This window comes from Methylobacterium phyllostachyos (assembly GCF_900103445.1).
Classification (GTDB): Bacteria; Pseudomonadota; Alphaproteobacteria; order Rhizobiales; family Beijerinckiaceae; genus Methylobacterium; species Methylobacterium phyllostachyos.
Genome location: NZ_FNHS01000004.1, coordinates 63,087 through 76,700, shown reverse-complemented (window position 1 = coordinate 76,700; position 13,614 = coordinate 63,087). Strand labels below are relative to the sequence as shown.

13 protein-coding genes and 1 riboswitch are annotated in these 13,614 nt (G+C 71.6%); of the genes, 2 read left to right on the top strand and 11 right to left on the bottom strand.

Annotation, left to right across the window (positions count from 1 at the left end):
* Nucleotides 1-780: a cobalt-precorrin-6A reductase gene (locus tag BLQ49_RS07435; RefSeq protein ID WP_244507495.1), complete on the top strand. Its 780-nt coding sequence runs from the start codon at nucleotides 1-3 to the stop codon at nucleotides 778-780.
* Here the strand turns inward: BLQ49_RS07435 and cobJ are convergent.
* From cobJ to BLQ49_RS07390, 9 genes are read right to left on the bottom strand one after another with little or no spacing between them, the layout of a single operon-like run.
* Nucleotides 750-1,508, bottom strand: coding sequence for a precorrin-3B C(17)-methyltransferase (gene cobJ, locus BLQ49_RS07430; RefSeq protein ID WP_091714642.1), 759 nt, complete (start codon nucleotides 1,506-1,508; stop codon nucleotides 750-752). The genes BLQ49_RS07435 and cobJ overlap by 31 nt on opposite strands.
* Complete coding sequence (locus BLQ49_RS07425) at nucleotides 1,505-2,284, bottom strand: precorrin-2 C(20)-methyltransferase (protein WP_091714640.1); 780 nt, start codon at nucleotides 2,282-2,284, stop codon at nucleotides 1,505-1,507. Before BLQ49_RS07425 ends, cobJ begins: the two co-directional genes overlap by 4 nt.
* Nucleotides 2,284-2,970 carry a precorrin-8X methylmutase gene (locus BLQ49_RS07420; RefSeq protein ID WP_091714638.1) on the bottom strand — a complete coding sequence of 229 codons (687 nt, stop codon included), beginning with the start codon at nucleotides 2,968-2,970 and terminating at the stop codon, nucleotides 2,284-2,286. Before BLQ49_RS07420 ends, BLQ49_RS07425 begins: the two co-directional genes overlap by 1 nt.
* The gene (locus BLQ49_RS07415) at nucleotides 2,967-4,328 is read right to left on the bottom strand and encodes a precorrin-3B synthase (protein WP_091714636.1); all 1,362 of its coding nucleotides are present in this window, start codon (nucleotides 4,326-4,328) and stop codon (nucleotides 2,967-2,969) included. Before BLQ49_RS07415 ends, BLQ49_RS07420 begins: the two co-directional genes overlap by 4 nt.
* On the bottom strand, nucleotides 4,325-7,678 hold the full coding sequence (gene cobN / locus BLQ49_RS07410; RefSeq protein WP_091714635.1) for a cobaltochelatase subunit CobN: 3,354 nt from the start codon (nucleotides 7,676-7,678) through the stop codon (nucleotides 4,325-4,327). Before cobN ends, BLQ49_RS07415 begins: the two co-directional genes overlap by 4 nt.
* Nucleotides 7,679-7,724: 46 nt before the next feature.
* Nucleotides 7,725-8,759: a cobalamin biosynthesis protein CobW gene (gene cobW / locus BLQ49_RS07405; RefSeq protein WP_091714633.1), complete on the bottom strand. Its 1,035-nt coding sequence runs from the start codon at nucleotides 8,757-8,759 to the stop codon at nucleotides 7,725-7,727.
* Complete coding sequence (locus tag BLQ49_RS07400; RefSeq protein WP_091714632.1) at nucleotides 8,756-9,157, bottom strand: DUF1636 family protein; 402 nt, start codon at nucleotides 9,155-9,157, stop codon at nucleotides 8,756-8,758. Before BLQ49_RS07400 ends, cobW begins: the two co-directional genes overlap by 4 nt.
* Nucleotides 9,150-9,887 carry a CbtA family protein gene (locus tag BLQ49_RS07395; protein ID WP_091714630.1) on the bottom strand — a complete coding sequence of 246 codons (738 nt, stop codon included), beginning with the start codon at nucleotides 9,885-9,887 and terminating at the stop codon, nucleotides 9,150-9,152. Before BLQ49_RS07395 ends, BLQ49_RS07400 begins: the two co-directional genes overlap by 8 nt.
* Before the next feature lie 16 nt (nucleotides 9,888-9,903).
* Complete coding sequence (locus BLQ49_RS07390; protein ID WP_091714629.1) at nucleotides 9,904-10,086, bottom strand: CbtB domain-containing protein; 183 nt, start codon at nucleotides 10,084-10,086, stop codon at nucleotides 9,904-9,906.
* 34 nt (nucleotides 10,087-10,120) lie between these two features.
* A riboswitch (cobalamin riboswitch) is annotated at nucleotides 10,121-10,314 on the bottom strand.
* 148 nt (nucleotides 10,315-10,462) lie between these two features.
* Here BLQ49_RS07390 and BLQ49_RS07385 point away from each other — a divergent pair.
* A complete protein-coding gene (locus BLQ49_RS07385) occupies nucleotides 10,463-11,485 on the top strand; it encodes a DUF4424 family protein (protein WP_091715112.1) in 1,023 nt (340 codons plus the stop codon).
* An 85-nt stretch (nucleotides 11,486-11,570) separates the two neighbouring features.
* Here the strand turns inward: BLQ49_RS07385 and BLQ49_RS07380 are convergent, their stop codons facing one another.
* Both BLQ49_RS07380 and BLQ49_RS07375 read right to left on the bottom strand, forming a co-directional pair.
* Nucleotides 11,571-13,145, bottom strand: coding sequence for a S10 family peptidase (locus BLQ49_RS07380; RefSeq protein ID WP_091715110.1), 1,575 nt, complete (start codon nucleotides 13,143-13,145; stop codon nucleotides 11,571-11,573).
* Nucleotides 13,146-13,147: 2 nt separating this feature from the next.
* Nucleotides 13,148-13,600: a DNA polymerase III subunit chi gene (locus BLQ49_RS07375; protein ID WP_091715108.1), complete on the bottom strand. Its 453-nt coding sequence runs from the start codon at nucleotides 13,598-13,600 to the stop codon at nucleotides 13,148-13,150.
* Nucleotides 13,601-13,614: the final 14 nt, after the last annotated feature.

Sequence of the window (13,614 nt, the reverse complement as noted above, 5' to 3'; positions counted from 1 at the left end):
ATGAACGACAGAGTTCGGCGGATCCTGATCCTCGGCGGAACCGGCGAGGCGAGCGCCCTGGCACGCGCGCTGGCCGGGCGGGACGACCTGTCCGTGATGCTGTCTCTGGCTGGCCGAACCAGCGCGCCGAAGCGCGAGCCGGTCCCGACGCGTATCGGCGGGTTCGGGGGCGCCGAAGGCCTCGCACGCTACCTGAGCGTGGAACAATTCGACCGCCTGATCGACGCCACGCATCCCTTTGCCGCCCGAATCTCGTCCAACGCCGCCCGCGCGGCGGCGTGGGCCGGGATCCCGCTGCTGGCGATCCGCCGCCCGGCCTGGAGCCCCGCACCGGGCGACTTCTGGACGGAGGTCGAGGGCGTCGAGGCCGCCGTCTCGGCGCTCGGCCCCGATCCTCGCCGCGTGTTCCTGACGATCGGCCGACAGGAGGCGGGCGCTTTCGCGGCGGCACCGCAGCACGCCTACTGGGCGCGCACGGTCGAGCCGCTCGGAGACGTGCTGCCGGTGCCCCACCTCACCGCTATCGAGGCCAGGGGCCCCTTCAATGCAGAGGCCGAGGCCGCGCTGATGCGGTCCGCCGGCATTGAGATCGTAGTCAGCAAGAATTCCGGCGGGGCGGCGACCTACGGCAAGATCGCGGCGGCGCGCGCCCTGGCGATTCCGGTGGTCATGGTGCGCCGGCCGGACAAGCCCGCCGTACCGAGCGTCGCCGACGCGGCCGGCGTGCTCCGCTGGCTGGACACAGACGTTCACGCCGCCTCGACCTTGCGCGAGGTGTAGACGAAGGGGACACGGCCCGCGCGGGGGATCAGCCGCGTGGTCGAGGCGCCGAGGATCACCAGGGTTGCCATGTCGGCCGGCACCTGCGGTGCCTCGGCAAGCGTCGTCACCCGGATCGCCTCGTCGGGCCGGCTGATCGCGCGGGCGAACATCACCGGCGTCTCGGGCGGGCGGATCCCCGCCGCGAGCTGGAACGCCGCACCGAGCTGCCAGGGCCGGGCAACCGAGATCGGGTTGTAGAGCGCGACGACGAGGTCGGCGCGCAGCACCGCGTCCAACCGGGCTGTGACCACCGGCCAGGGCTTCAGGTTGTCGGAGAGCGACAGGGCGCAGAAATCGGCGCCGAGCGGTGCGCCGAGCCGGGCCGCTGCCGCCAGCATCGCGGTGATCCCGGGCTCGACTGTGATGGTGAGGTCGCGCCACCCGGGCTCGCCGTGCTCCACCGCCTCGAACACCGCCGCCGCCATGGCGAAGACGCCCGGATCGCCGCCCGAGACGACGGCGACTCGCCGGCCCGCCGCGGCGAGGCGAAGGGCCTCGCGGGCGCGATCGACCTCGACGCGGTTGTCGCTCGCATGCCGGTTCAGGCCCGGCCGCTCGGGCACGCGGGCAACGTAAGGGTAGTAGCCGACGAGTTCCTCCGCAGCGTCCAGCGCCCGGCGGGCGGATTCGGTCAGCAGGCTCGCATCGCCCGGACCGAGGCCGATGATCGCGAGGCTCCCGGTCACGGCCGGCGCCCCTCGCCGGGCAGCAACACCATGGAGAAATACGGTGCGTCGTCGTCGGCCTTGTCGGCCAGCATGACGACACGCTCACCCGCCATCGTGCCGCGCTCCACATAGACCGCCCGCGCGAGGAGCCCGGCGGCGGCCAGCGCCGCGCGCACCTTGGGCAGGTGGCGGCCGAGCTTCATCACCACGGCGGCGTCGGTGCCGCGCAGGCGCTCGGTGAGAACGGCGAGCGGCAGGGTCGCGGGCAGGACGGTCAGGACGTCGTCGCCCCAGGTGATCGGCGTCCCGGCCCGGGTCCAGCAGCCCGACATACCGGTGACGCCCGGGACCACCTCCACGGGAAAGCGGTCCTTGAGGCGCCGCCACAGGTGCATGAACGAGCCGTAGAAGAACGGATCGCCCTCCGACAGGATCGCCACGTCGCGCCCGGCGCCAAGGTGATCGGCCAACTGGCCAGCCGCGTCGTCGTAGAAGCCGGCGAGCGCCGCCACGTAGTCCGGGTGCTCGGGATGCATCTCGGTGGTGTAGGGATAGGCCAGCGGCAACTCTCGGGCGGGATCGCGCAGGATCGCGTCCGCGATGGTGCGGGCATTGCCGCGCTTCCCCCGCTTGCAGAAATGGACCAGCACCGGCGCGCGCATCAGAATGCGCTGCGCCTTGACCGTGAGCAGATCCGGATCGCCCGGGCCCATCCCGACGCCGAAGAGCGTGCCGGTCACCGCCGCTGCGGGGATATCCTCAGCGGGCGTGTCGAGGCGTTCGAACCCGTCCATCACTCGATCTCGCTGGCGAGGGCGTTGACGGCGGCGGCTGTCATGGCGCTGCCGCCACGCCGCCCGTGGACGACCACGAACGGCACCCGGCCGTCCCGGGCCAGCGCTTCCTTGGATTCCGCGGCGCCGACGAAGCCCACCGGGATGCCGATCACGGCGGCCGGCGGGGCCACGCCCGCATCGAGCAGTTCCAGCAGGCGGAACAGCGCGGTCGGCGCGTTGCCCACCGCCACCACGCTGCCGGGTAGATGCTCCCGCCACAGCTCCATGGCGGCGGCCGACCGGGTGGTGCCCAGCTCCCGCGCGAGATCGGGCACCCGGGGATCGCCCAACGTGCAGACCACCGGGTTGGCGGCAGGCAGGCGGGCGCGCGTGACGCCGTCGGCTACCATGCGGACATCGCACAGGATTGGCGCTCCGGCCAGGAGCGCGGTGACGCCGGCCGCGGCGAAATCGTCCGACATCTCCACTTCGGCGGGGAGGTCGGTCATGCCACAGGCGTGAATCATGCGGACCACGACGCGCTCGGCCGCCCCCGTCCAGCGCGCGAGATCGGCCTCGGCGCGGATCATCGCGAAGGAGCGCGCGTAGATCGCGCCGCCGTCGCGGATGTAGTCATAGCGGGAGGATGGCTCACGAGCCGTCTCCGATCCTGCCGGGCGCAGGGCATTCTCGCTCGCGCTCATGCTGGTCTTTCGTCCCTCCCATACCCCATCGACCCCGTATCCGACGCGAACGCGGCGGGGAGCCCGACAGTCTTGGCCCTTCCTAACCGGTCCAGAACCGCCTCGATAGGGAGGTGTATCGCCGGCTCATCGCCCGGGGCGGCGTCGAGGACGATGCCGTAGAGGCCGTTGCGTGCAACGAGGGTCAAGTCGGCCGGGCCCGGCCGTGCACAACCCTTTGCGCAGCCGGAGACGTGGGCCCGGAGCCCCTGAAGGGCGAGCGGCCGGAACAGGGTGGCGAGGCGCCCGGCATCCGCCAGGGTCGACGTCGAGCCCGAGGCGCAGCCCGGGGCCCCCGTGCAGGCATCGATGCTGCGGCGGGGATCGTCGGGTGTCGCGATCAGGTCCCCTGCAAGCTCTGCGAGCGCCGTCATCGTGGGGGTATCGACCCGGGCGAGCAAGACGAAACCGCGCGTCGGCGACAGGCGGATCGCGTCCGCACCAAGGGTCTCCGCAGTGGCCACGACCCGGTCGAGGATCTCGGCGCCGCAGCGGCCGAAGGGGGCGTCCAGGGCCAGGATCCGGAGATCGGGCCGCGCCTGGATTCCGCAGGCGGGTGCGAAAGGCACGCGGCCCGGCGCGTTCACGGTGGCCTCCGTCCCGTCTTGCGGCGCGGTCACCTCGGCCAGCCCCGTCGCGCGCAGGCTCGCCACGAGGCTGGCCTGTTCCTCCGCCGACAGGTCGTGCGCCCGGCGTCGGCCAGTCCGCACGAGGGCGCCGAGCAGCGAGATCAGGGCGGCCGGCGCGTCCTGCAGGCGGCAGTCGGCGATGATGGGCCGTTCATCTCCGGCGGGAATCGCGATTGCGACATGTGCGGCATCGCGCGCAACGACGGAAACATCGGCCTCCGGTCGAGCCGCATCCGGGCGTCCGTCGACCACCACCAGGGTCTTGGCCGGCAGGCCGGGGATACTGAGGGCTGCCGTCTCGATTGCGCCGGCGAGCGCCAGCACGTCGATCAATTCGGTTGGGTCGTGGCCGGCGAGGGGGCTGGTAAGCGTCAGGCGCTGCGGACCGCCATCGCGGCGCCGGTCGCCGAGCCCGGCCTCGGTGAGCAACCGGTCCAGCATAGCGCCGGACGTCTCGGTGACGCCGCGGATCTGGAGGTTGGCCCGGGCGGTGAGGTCGAGATGGCCGTTGCCGAAGCGCCTTGCGCCCTCCGCAACAGCGCGGGCCTGCCGCAGGGACAAGATCCCGAGAGGCGGATGGACGCGCGCCAGCAGACCGTCACCCGTCGGCATCGGGCGGGCGAGGCCCGGGCACCAGCCCCGACGGGTGGGGGCTTCGGGCAACGCGCGGCGATGCGGACGGAGGCTCATTCGGCGGCTGCCGGCAGGAGAGCGTCGGCTGGCAGGGCGTTGCGCCGGCTATGCCAGAGGCCGCGATCGCGGGCCTCGTCGAAGCGCTTCAGGATCGCCCGGGTCGCCGCGGGATTGGCAGCACACAAGCGCTCGAACACCTCGGCGTCGGCGATCCAGGCCGCGTAGAGACGGTCGAACCCGGCATCGGTAACGGCGTCGCTGGTGGCGGCGAGCACAAAGACCGCATCAAGCCCCTGCGCCAGCTCCTGGGCGCCCCGGTAGCCGTGGCGGAGCTGCGCGGCGATCCAGCGGGGATCGGCTAGGCGCCCGCCGATGAGACGCGCGGCATCCTCCCGGGCGGAGCGGGCCTTGGGCCGCTCCGGCATCGACACGTCGAGGCTGTAGAGCGCAGGGCGCGCATCCTGCAGCGCGGCGGCGGCTGCGAACCCACCCATCGCATCGACGGCGGCATCGCCGTCGAACAGGTCGCGCTCCGCCACGTCGAAGGCGTGGAGGTAGGCGTCGGCCGCCGCGATCCGCGCGGCGAAATCCGGATCGGGTCCTTCGCGGTCGCCATACGCGTAGGCGCTGGCGGCCAGATACGCTCGACCGAGATCGGCGCGCGCCTCCCAGGGGCTGTCAAGGGCTGCGGCCGCGGCGCCGGCACCATAACGGCCCGGCGCCGCGCCGTAGACCCGGGCGGACGCCTCGCCGCGCCTGCGCGACGCTGCCAGCGGATTCTCGTCATCGGCCTCGTCCCGGTCGGCCACGGTGCGGGCGGCCCTGTCGATCAGCGCCAGCGTGTCTGGGAAGGTATCGCGGAACGCACCCGAAACACGCACGGTCACGTCGATCCGCGGCCGGTCGAGCATGGCCAGCGGCAGCACCTCGAAGCCGGTCACGCGGGTGCTGGCATGATCCCAGACCGGCCGGACGCCCATGAGCGCGAGGGCGTGGGCCACGTCCTCGCCACCGGTGCGCAGGGTCGGTGAGGCCCAGAGATCCATCACGATCCGGGCGGGATAGGCACCCTCGTCCTGCAGGTAGCGGGTCACCACCGCCTCGGCCGCCTTCGCACCGAGGAGCGCGGCGGCGCGACTCGGGATCGCGCGGGGATCCAGGGTCGTGAGGTTGCGGCCCGTCGGCAACACGTCCGCGCGTCCGCGGGATGGGGAGCCGGATGGCCCGGGCGGTACGAACCGCCCGTCGAGGGCGGCGAGGAGGCCGGCCCGCTCGCAGAGGGCGGATTCCACGACAGCGGGAGAGGCATCGCCCGGCGCGCGGCCGAAGACGTGCAGGCCGTCGCGGAAGACAGTTTCGCCAAGATCGCAGAGATGAGCATCGAGCCGGGTCAGCGCCTCGTCCATCGGCGTGTCGGCGCCGATGCCGGCACCTTCGAGCAGCCCGGCTTCGGCGGCGTCATCCAGGATGGCGCGGGCGATGAGGGCGGCCCGCCGGGGGTCGAGGACGCTGGCGGCGGAATATTCCTCGACCAGCTCGCGCAGCCGCGCAGCTTCCGGGGAGAGCGCCGGCCCGGCAACGGCCGGTGTCAGATGGCCGAGCGCGACGCCGCCGAGCCGGCGCTTCAGCGGGGCGGCCTCGCCGGGATCGTCGACGATGAACGGGTAGATCACCGGCAGGGCGCCGACGCAGAGCGCCGGGGAGCATTCCGGCGACAGGGCGACCGCCTTGCCGGGCAGCCATTCGGTCGTGCCGTGGGTGCCGAGCTGGACCAGGACGTCGAAACGCCGCTGCAGCCCGAGGTGGAAGGCGAGATAGCCGTGGGTCGGGACGCGTTCCGGATCGTGGTAGCCGGCCTTGCGATCCGGATCGCGGCCGCGATCGGGTTGGAGGAACAGGGTGAGGCCGCCGCCCGGCGTTTCCCCCGCATCGCGCGTTCGGGTTTCCACCATCCGGAACCGAAAGGCGCCGTCCGCGCAGGCGGCGTCCGCCTCTGGCGTTCCCCATGCGTCCAGGATCGCGCTGCGGGTCGGCTCCGCCACCTGCGCGAACCATGCGGCGTATGCGGCGAGCGGCACGCCAAAATCCGCTGGCCCCTCGGTCAGGGCCGCCATCAGCGCGCCAACGTCCGGCAGACCACCCGCGGCATAGCCTGCCGCGGCAAGGTCCAAGGCGATGGAACGGGCGCTCTCGGGCGTGTCGAGGCCGACCGCGAAGCCGGCCCGGCCGCCCCGTGCCGGATAGTCGGAGAGAACCACGGCCACCTGCCGCTCGGCCCGTGGCAACGCGGCGAGGCGCAGCCAGCCGGCTGCGCGATCGGCGAGCGCCGCGATCCCAGGCGCGTACGGCACCGCCCGGCGCTCCGCGAAGCCCGCGATCTCCGCATCCTCCTCCTTGAAGGAGATCGGGAAGCCCGAAAGCCGCCCGTCGAATTCCGGCAGGGCCACCTGCATGGCGAGGTCGGCCGCACCGAGCCCCCGGGAAGAGGCCTCCCAGGCGGCGCGTGCGGACCCGACCGTGAAGGCCTGAAGCACCGGGCAGGCTGCGCCGTCGAGGACGAAGTCGGTCCGGTCCTCCCGGGCCGAGAAGGCGGTCGCGGCGATAACGAGATCGGGCCGGCGAGCCCGCACGGCCTGCGCGACCGCCTCGGCGGCTTCGGGCTCCTTCAGGCTCGACACCGCCATTGGCAGGACGCCGATCCCCCGGGCGCGCAGGGCGGCGGTCAGCGCGATGAACGGCGCGGTCTCGCCACCGAGCACGGCGGATCGGTAGACGATGAGCAGGGCCAGCGGCTCCGCCTGCAGGCCCACGAGGGGGATGGCCGTCTCGGCTAATGCGACCGCCTGATCGAGGGCCAGAACACCGCAGCCCGGACACCATGGAAAGCCGCGGGGCAGCGGCCGGGGCGGCTCGACCGGGAGGTCGGCGCCCGTCCGGGCCGCGAGCAGCCGCAGCATCCGTCGCAGATTGTCGGGGCCACCGGCGCGAAAATAAGCGTCGAGCCGATCCGCCAGTGCGGGATCCGTGGAGAAGGCGGCCAGCCGCGGATCGGGCCGGTCGTCGCCCGGCAGCACGGCAAGCGTGACGCCATGCGCCCGGGCGGCCTCGGCGCAGCGCTCAACCCCATAACGCCAGTAATCCAAGCCCCCGAGGCAGCGGATCACCACAAGCTTGGCAGCTGCGACCACGCGTTCCACGTAGACGTCGACAGAGAGGGGATGCCGCAGCTTGGCCATCTTGGCGAGGCGCAGGCTCGGAAGACCCGGCTCTGCGGCGTAAGCCCTGGCAAGCCCGGCGAGGTCGCTGTCGGTGAAGGACAGCACCACGAGGTCGCCGGGCTCCTGCCCGAGATCCAAGGCCGCCTCACCCTCGTCGAGGGAGACGGCATCGATGCGCACCAGATGCATCGCGCCCGTCCCTAGGTCCTGTCCGGACTGGCGCGCGCGACGGATCTCATCCCGCGAGCGCCGCCGCCACGGCGTCCCGATCAAACCCCTTCAGGCCGATCACCACGAGCGCCCCGTCGCGCGCCTCGCTCGATCGCCAGGGCCGGTCGAAATGGTGGGTGACGCGCCGGCCGACGCCCTGCACCACGAGGCGCATCGCCTTGCCCTCGACCTCCGCGAAGCCCTTGATCCGCAGCACGCCCGCGGTCTCGGCCGCCTTCTCGACGCGCGCGGCGAGGTCGGCCGCCGTCACCGCTGGGCGGATCGGTAGTGCCACGGTCTCGAAATCATCGTGGTCGTGATCTTCGCCCTCGCCGTGGTGGGAGGGGCGGGCGTCCAAGTCGTCTTCCGCCGCGGCGCCGAGGCCGAGCAGGACCCGCGGATCGATCGCGCCCTTCTCGGTCTCCACCACCTTCACGGCGCGGGGCAGGTGGCCCTCGACCTCAGCGCGGACCCGGGCGCGGGTCTCTGCGTCGATCACGTCGGCCTTGTTGAGCACCACGAGGTCGGCGCAGAGGAGCTGATCCTCGAACACCTCCTCCAGCGGATTGTCGTGATCGACCGACTGGTCGGCGGTGCGCTGGGCGGCCAGGGCCGCCGGATCGTCCGCGAAGTCGCCCGCCGCCACCGCCGGCCCATCGACCACCGCCACCACACCGTCCACCGTCACCCGCGAGCGGATCGCGGGCCATTGGAAGGCCTGGACCAGCGGCTTCGGCAGGGCGAGGCCGCTGGTCTCGATCAGGATGTGCTCCGGCGGCTCGGCGCGGCCGAGCAGCGTCTCGAGCGCCGGGACGAAATCATCCGCCACCGTGCAGCAGATGCAGCCATTCGGAAGCTCGACGATGGAGTCCTCCGTGCAGCCTTCCACCCCGCAGGCGGCCAGGAACGACTTGTCGAAGCCGACATCGCCGAACTCGTTAACCAGGATGGCGAGCCGGCGGCCCTTCGCGTTCTCGATCACGTGGCGCACCAGCGTCGTCTTGCCGGCGCCGAGGAAGCCCGTGACGATCGTGCAGGGGATCTTGGCGAGAATCGTCATTCGGCGGCCTCCGGAGTGCCGGCCGGAAGCGGGCGCGGTGCGGGGAAGGGGGGAATGCGGGCGATCACGCCCTTCTTGAACGCGGATGGCCGCTCGCGCCAGGGCACGATGCCGTCCGGCGTCGCCGCATAGGCGGCGAGCCCGGCCAGGATCGTTTCGGCGGAGGCGGCCGGATCCATGTCACCGTACACGTAGGTCCAGCGGTCGGCGGCGGCGACGGCCACCGTGCAGGGCCGCTTGCAGACCGACAGGCACTCCACCGGCTCGACGCGCAGATCCGGCGTGCCGCCGGCCCGATCCCGCAGGGCGTCGAGGAGGCGGGCGCCGGCCCGGAGGCCGTCCGGATCGTCGCCTTCGCGGCGACAGGTGGTGCAGACGTAGAGGATGGTCTCAGGCACGGGCCGTCCCCCGCGCCGTCTCGCGTCCGAAGACCTGCCACGCCCGGCCTAGCCCGAGGCCGAGCAGCATCCAGAACACGAAGCTGATCGCGAGGGAGCGCGCGGCGAACTGTGCGGCCAGCGCCGCGGGCAACGCCGATGCCCCTTCCGGCGCTTGCGGCGCGCCGACCACATGCGGCGCGATGATCAGCACGAGGCCACCCAGGATGGCGATCAAGGTCCGGCGCACCGCGATCAGGTAGAGGCCCATCGCGGTCGCTGCGGCGGTCATGACCCACCACGCCTGCCGAACCGCCAGCGGCGCCGCCTCACTGCCGGGCAGCTCCGGTGGCAGGCCTAGGCCCGGCGCCAGGGCGACACTCGCGAAACCCGCGACCGCGAAGGCGAGGGCGACCTGCGGCGTCGGCTCCCGCCCGCAGGCGAGCATCACGGCGCCGAGCAGCAGCGCGTAGCCGACCGCGCCGACGAGAGTCGCCAGTCCGGTAAAGGCCATGCGTGGCAGGCCCGCGCCCGGTTGCCATTCCGGCGCGGCGTCCGGTGCTGTGTGGTCGTGGCCGGCATGCGCGAGGACGATCGGCAGCGCGCGGTCGGCCTGATGGCTGGGCTCGGCCTGTTCGTAGCGCTCAGCGGCCACGATCAGCGGCGAGGTCAGCGTGAGTTCGAGGCCCGTCACGACGACGGCCGCGAAGAAGCCGGCGGCCAGAGCCGCCGACAGAAGCCGGATGATCATGCCTGCGCCGGTGGCGTCAGTGACAGGGGAAGTTCTGGGTATGCCGGAAGTCGTGGGCCGCGTTGTGGAACGCGATCGCCGGCGAAAACCCGACCATGAACAGCAGGCCGAGGCCGAGGAAGGCCGCGAGCGCGACGGCGACGGGGCGCTCAGAAGCGCGGGTGCCGACGGCGACGGGGGCGAGGGTCGAGGTGGTCATGCGTGTGTCTCCAGCCGCCCCACCGGCGGCGCTTCGGGATCCTGTCGTGACGGCAGGTCTCCTGGCTCGCGGCTCGACGCCCCTGCCGCCTTCCCGGATTACTCCGGTGGCCCTCGGCAGGCGCTCGCCGCTCACAGTTGCGGGGGCAGCCGCGGAGTCGAGGCTCGCGCCCCTCACCGCATTCCCTTTTCACCCCGTTGCCGGGGCACCGTCACGCGATCGTTGTAGACGCATGACAGCCCTCGCACAACGGAGCGGCCGCGGAATCATATCCTCTGCCTTGCGAACGGCGGAAATCGGCGGGCGGGACGGGCGTCCAGATGGTCGCATGGCCGCGCTGGTTGTCCACAACACTGAACTTTGACGCGTGATCGTGATGAAGATTTTGTCGCTGGCTTTCGCTCTTCTCGCGGCGGCATCCCTGCCGGTCCGCGCCGACGACGCCGAAGGCGCGCTCAAGGCGGGGGGCCTCGTCCTGGATCCAGGACGCACGATCACGCTCGTCGCGGAAGAGCTCTATCTCTCGGAGCGGGAGGTGAGGGCCGATTACCGGTTCCGCAATCCGACCGGTGCCGACATCGAGGCCACCCTGACATTCCCGATGCCCGATCTCGCCGGTGCGCCCGCGTTGGCGGTGACTCTCCCCGATCCGGCGCAGGCCAATTTCCTCGCCTTCGAGGCGACGGTCGACGGCCAAACCGTCCCCTGGCAGCTCGATCAACACGCCTTCCTGATGCGCGAAGGACAAGCGGTCGAGATCACCGACGCGCTCGCGAGCCTGGGGATCCCTCTGGTGCCGACCGTCGCGGCGACCGCGGAGCCCCTGCGCCGGATCTCGGAAACGCGCCGCAAGGGCCTGATCGAGGCCGGCTTCCTCGAGCGGCAGGTGCACTCGGATGGGACGATCTCGGACGTCCCCTTGTGGACACTGAAATCGCGCTATGCGCGTCGACAGGTCTTTCCGGCCGGACGAGAGGTCGCGATTCACCAAAGCTTCACGCCCAGCCTCGGCGTCCAGTCCAGCCTGTCGTTCGGGTCGCCGGATCTGAACACGACGCAGATGGCACGCTATGAGGACCGGTTCTGCACGGATCCCGCCTTCGCGCGATCGGCCCAAAGCCTGTACCGGCGGGCGAGCGCCGATGGCAGCCGGTCCTTCCAGGCCTACGAGCAGTATCTGACCTACGTCGTCCCGGCGGGGACCGGGTCGATCGGCACGTTCAGGCTGATCGTGGACAAGGGCGATCCCTCCACGATGGTCGCCTTCTGCGGCAGCAATCTCAAAAAAACCGGTCCGACCACTGTCGAGATGGTCGTGAAGGATTACCAGCCGCAGCGCGATATCGATGTGCTCTTCCTGAAAAGCGCGTCGCGCATCTCAGCCGTGCCCCCGATCTGACGGCCAGCTCGACATCGCGTTCGGTGCAGATCCGGATCTTGCCTTCGACGCTCGGACCCCTCGGGTTTGGCGGGGCCATGCTTCGTCAGGGCGCATCCTTTCCGTTCCTGGGCGCCGCATCCCCGTCGCGTGCCTTGAGGGCATCCGTGTAGAGCCGTGCCACGTCCCGGTGGAACGCAGCCCGCGAATCGGGCCGCGTATAAAACATGTGCCCCCCCGGATAGACCGCCAGATCCAGGCGCCCGGCCGCGTAGGCCGGAACCTGCGCGAGCAGGAGCTTCGAGGCGAAGTAGGGGGTCACGAGGTCCGTGAAGCCGTGCGCCACGAGGACGCGCAGGTGTCCGTCAAGCGCCAGCGCGCCCTTGAGGTTGGACAGCACCTCCGGCGCCTGCCGGCCCGAGCCCCAGCTCCAGCCGTGGTTCACGGCGTTGCTGAGGAGCTCGTAGCGCATGTTCGGCACGGGCCATTTCAGCGTGCGGGCGTAGAGGTCGAGCATCGCGCTGGTTAGCGGTGCCTGGAGCGCGGTGAGCTGGGGATCGTCGAAGCTCGATTGCGCCGCATCCGGATTCGGGTCCCAGCCGGTGATGCCGGTGTCGTAGGCGCTGGCGACGCGACCCTCGGCCCGGTCGATCTCGCGCTGGACACTCCGGGTGGAAAGGCGCGCCGCCTGGGACCGCACGAGCGCGGCATCGAGCCCGACCAGGGGGGCGACCTTCTCGGTCATCCGTGCCACCGCGCCGGAATCGGATGGCCCCTTCAGCAGATCCGCCAGGTAGGGGCCCGCGGCGTAGGCCTCGGCGTCACCGAGCAGGGCCGCCGTCGGCACGGTGCCCTTCCGCTCCAGCGCCCCGGCCGCGAGGGAGGGGAGCTTGAGCACGTAACCCCAGGGGTTGGCCCGGGGTGTCTCCAGCCACCCAAAGTCGAGCACCGGCGAGAGCAGCACCATGCCGGAGAGGCCGACGCCGATCTCCTCCTGCAGCTTCTCGGCGATCAGCGGCCCGCGAAAGCCGCCGTAGCTCTCGCCCACGAAGAATTTCGGCGCCGCCATGCGGTCGTTGACCCGCAGATAGCGCGCCATGGCCGCCGCCAGGGTCGAGGCGTCGGAATCGACCGACCAGTAGGCCTTGCCGTTGCCATCCGCCGCGCGGCTGTAGCCGGTGCCGACCGGATCGATGAACACGAGGTCGGTGAAATCGAGCCAGGTGCCGTCGTTGGGGGTGAGCGCCACTGCTTGCGACGGGCTGATGCTGCCGCTGCCCGTGGGCAGTCGCCAGGGGCCGATCGCCCCAATGTTCAGATAGGCCGAGGCTGCGCCGGGGCCGCCGTTGACCGCGAAGGTGACAGGACGGGTTTGCCCGGCCTCCGGCGCCATCGTGTAGGCCACGTAGGCGATCTCGGCCTGAAGCTTGCCGGATTCGTCGACCAGCGGCAGGCTTCCCGCGGTGGCGGTGAAGGCGAGGGTCCGGCCGTCCGGCAGCGTAATGCTCTGCTGCGTCACCGAGTCCGGTGGCAGGCGGCGCCCCTCCGGGCCACGCGGAGCCTGCTTCGCCTCCGTCTGGGCATGGCCGTGCGGGGCATCCTGGGCGCTAAGCGGCGGGGCTGAGCCCAACGCCAGAGCGAGGCCGAGCGCGGCGCCGGTGAGACGTTTGCTGAGGGTCACGGTCACGCCTTCTTGTTCCAGCGGCCCGAATCGTCCTGCTGCCAGTAGGCGACCGTGTGGCCGGCCTCCTTGGCTTGCTTCCACTGCTCGCGGGCGCGCAGCAGGGCGTCCTGATCGGTCCCGTCGAACAGGATGCAGATCCGCTCGTAAGCGTCCGCATCCGGCGGCAGGTCGGCGCCCTCCACGAGGAAGCGGATCGAGGCCGCGTTGGGATTCACGTCCCGCAGGGTCAGCACCACCGGCTGGCTTCCCGCGTCGGGCTCGCGGTCGGTGCCGTGCGGCAGGAAGCTTTCGTCGGAATACGTCCAGAGGTGATCGTCGAGCGCCTGCAGACGCTCCTCGGTGGCGGCCTGGACCGCGGCCTGCCAGCCGCGGTCGAGGGAGCGCTCGACGAGGTTCGGCAGCACCTTTTCCAGGGGCTGTCGCTGCATGTGGTAGAACAAAATTTCGGTCACGGCCGCACCCATAT

Coding starts and splice junctions, on each gene's coding strand:
- BLQ49_RS07435 (WP_244507495.1), top strand. CDS start 1: ATGAACGACAGAGTTCGGCGGATCCTGATCCTCGGCGGAACCGGCGAG.
- BLQ49_RS07425 (WP_091714640.1), bottom strand. CDS start 2,284: ATGGACGGGTTCGAACGCCTCGACACGCCCGCTGAGGATATCCCCGCA.
- BLQ49_RS07420 (WP_091714638.1), bottom strand. CDS start 2,970: ATGAGCGCGAGCGAGAATGCCCTGCGCCCGGCAGGATCGGAGACGGCT.
- BLQ49_RS07415 (WP_091714636.1), bottom strand. CDS start 4,328: ATGAGCCTCCGTCCGCATCGCCGCGCGTTGCCCGAAGCCCCCACCCGT.
- cobN (WP_091714635.1), bottom strand. CDS start 7,678: ATGCATCTGGTGCGCATCGATGCCGTCTCCCTCGACGAGGGTGAGGCG.
- cobW (WP_091714633.1), bottom strand. CDS start 8,759: ATGACGATTCTCGCCAAGATCCCCTGCACGATCGTCACGGGCTTCCTC.
- BLQ49_RS07395 (WP_091714630.1), bottom strand. CDS start 9,887: ATGATCATCCGGCTTCTGTCGGCGGCTCTGGCCGCCGGCTTCTTCGCG.
- BLQ49_RS07390 (WP_091714629.1), bottom strand. CDS start 10,086: ATGACCACCTCGACCCTCGCCCCCGTCGCCGTCGGCACCCGCGCTTCT.
- BLQ49_RS07385 (WP_091715112.1), top strand. CDS start 10,463: ATGAAGATTTTGTCGCTGGCTTTCGCTCTTCTCGCGGCGGCATCCCTG.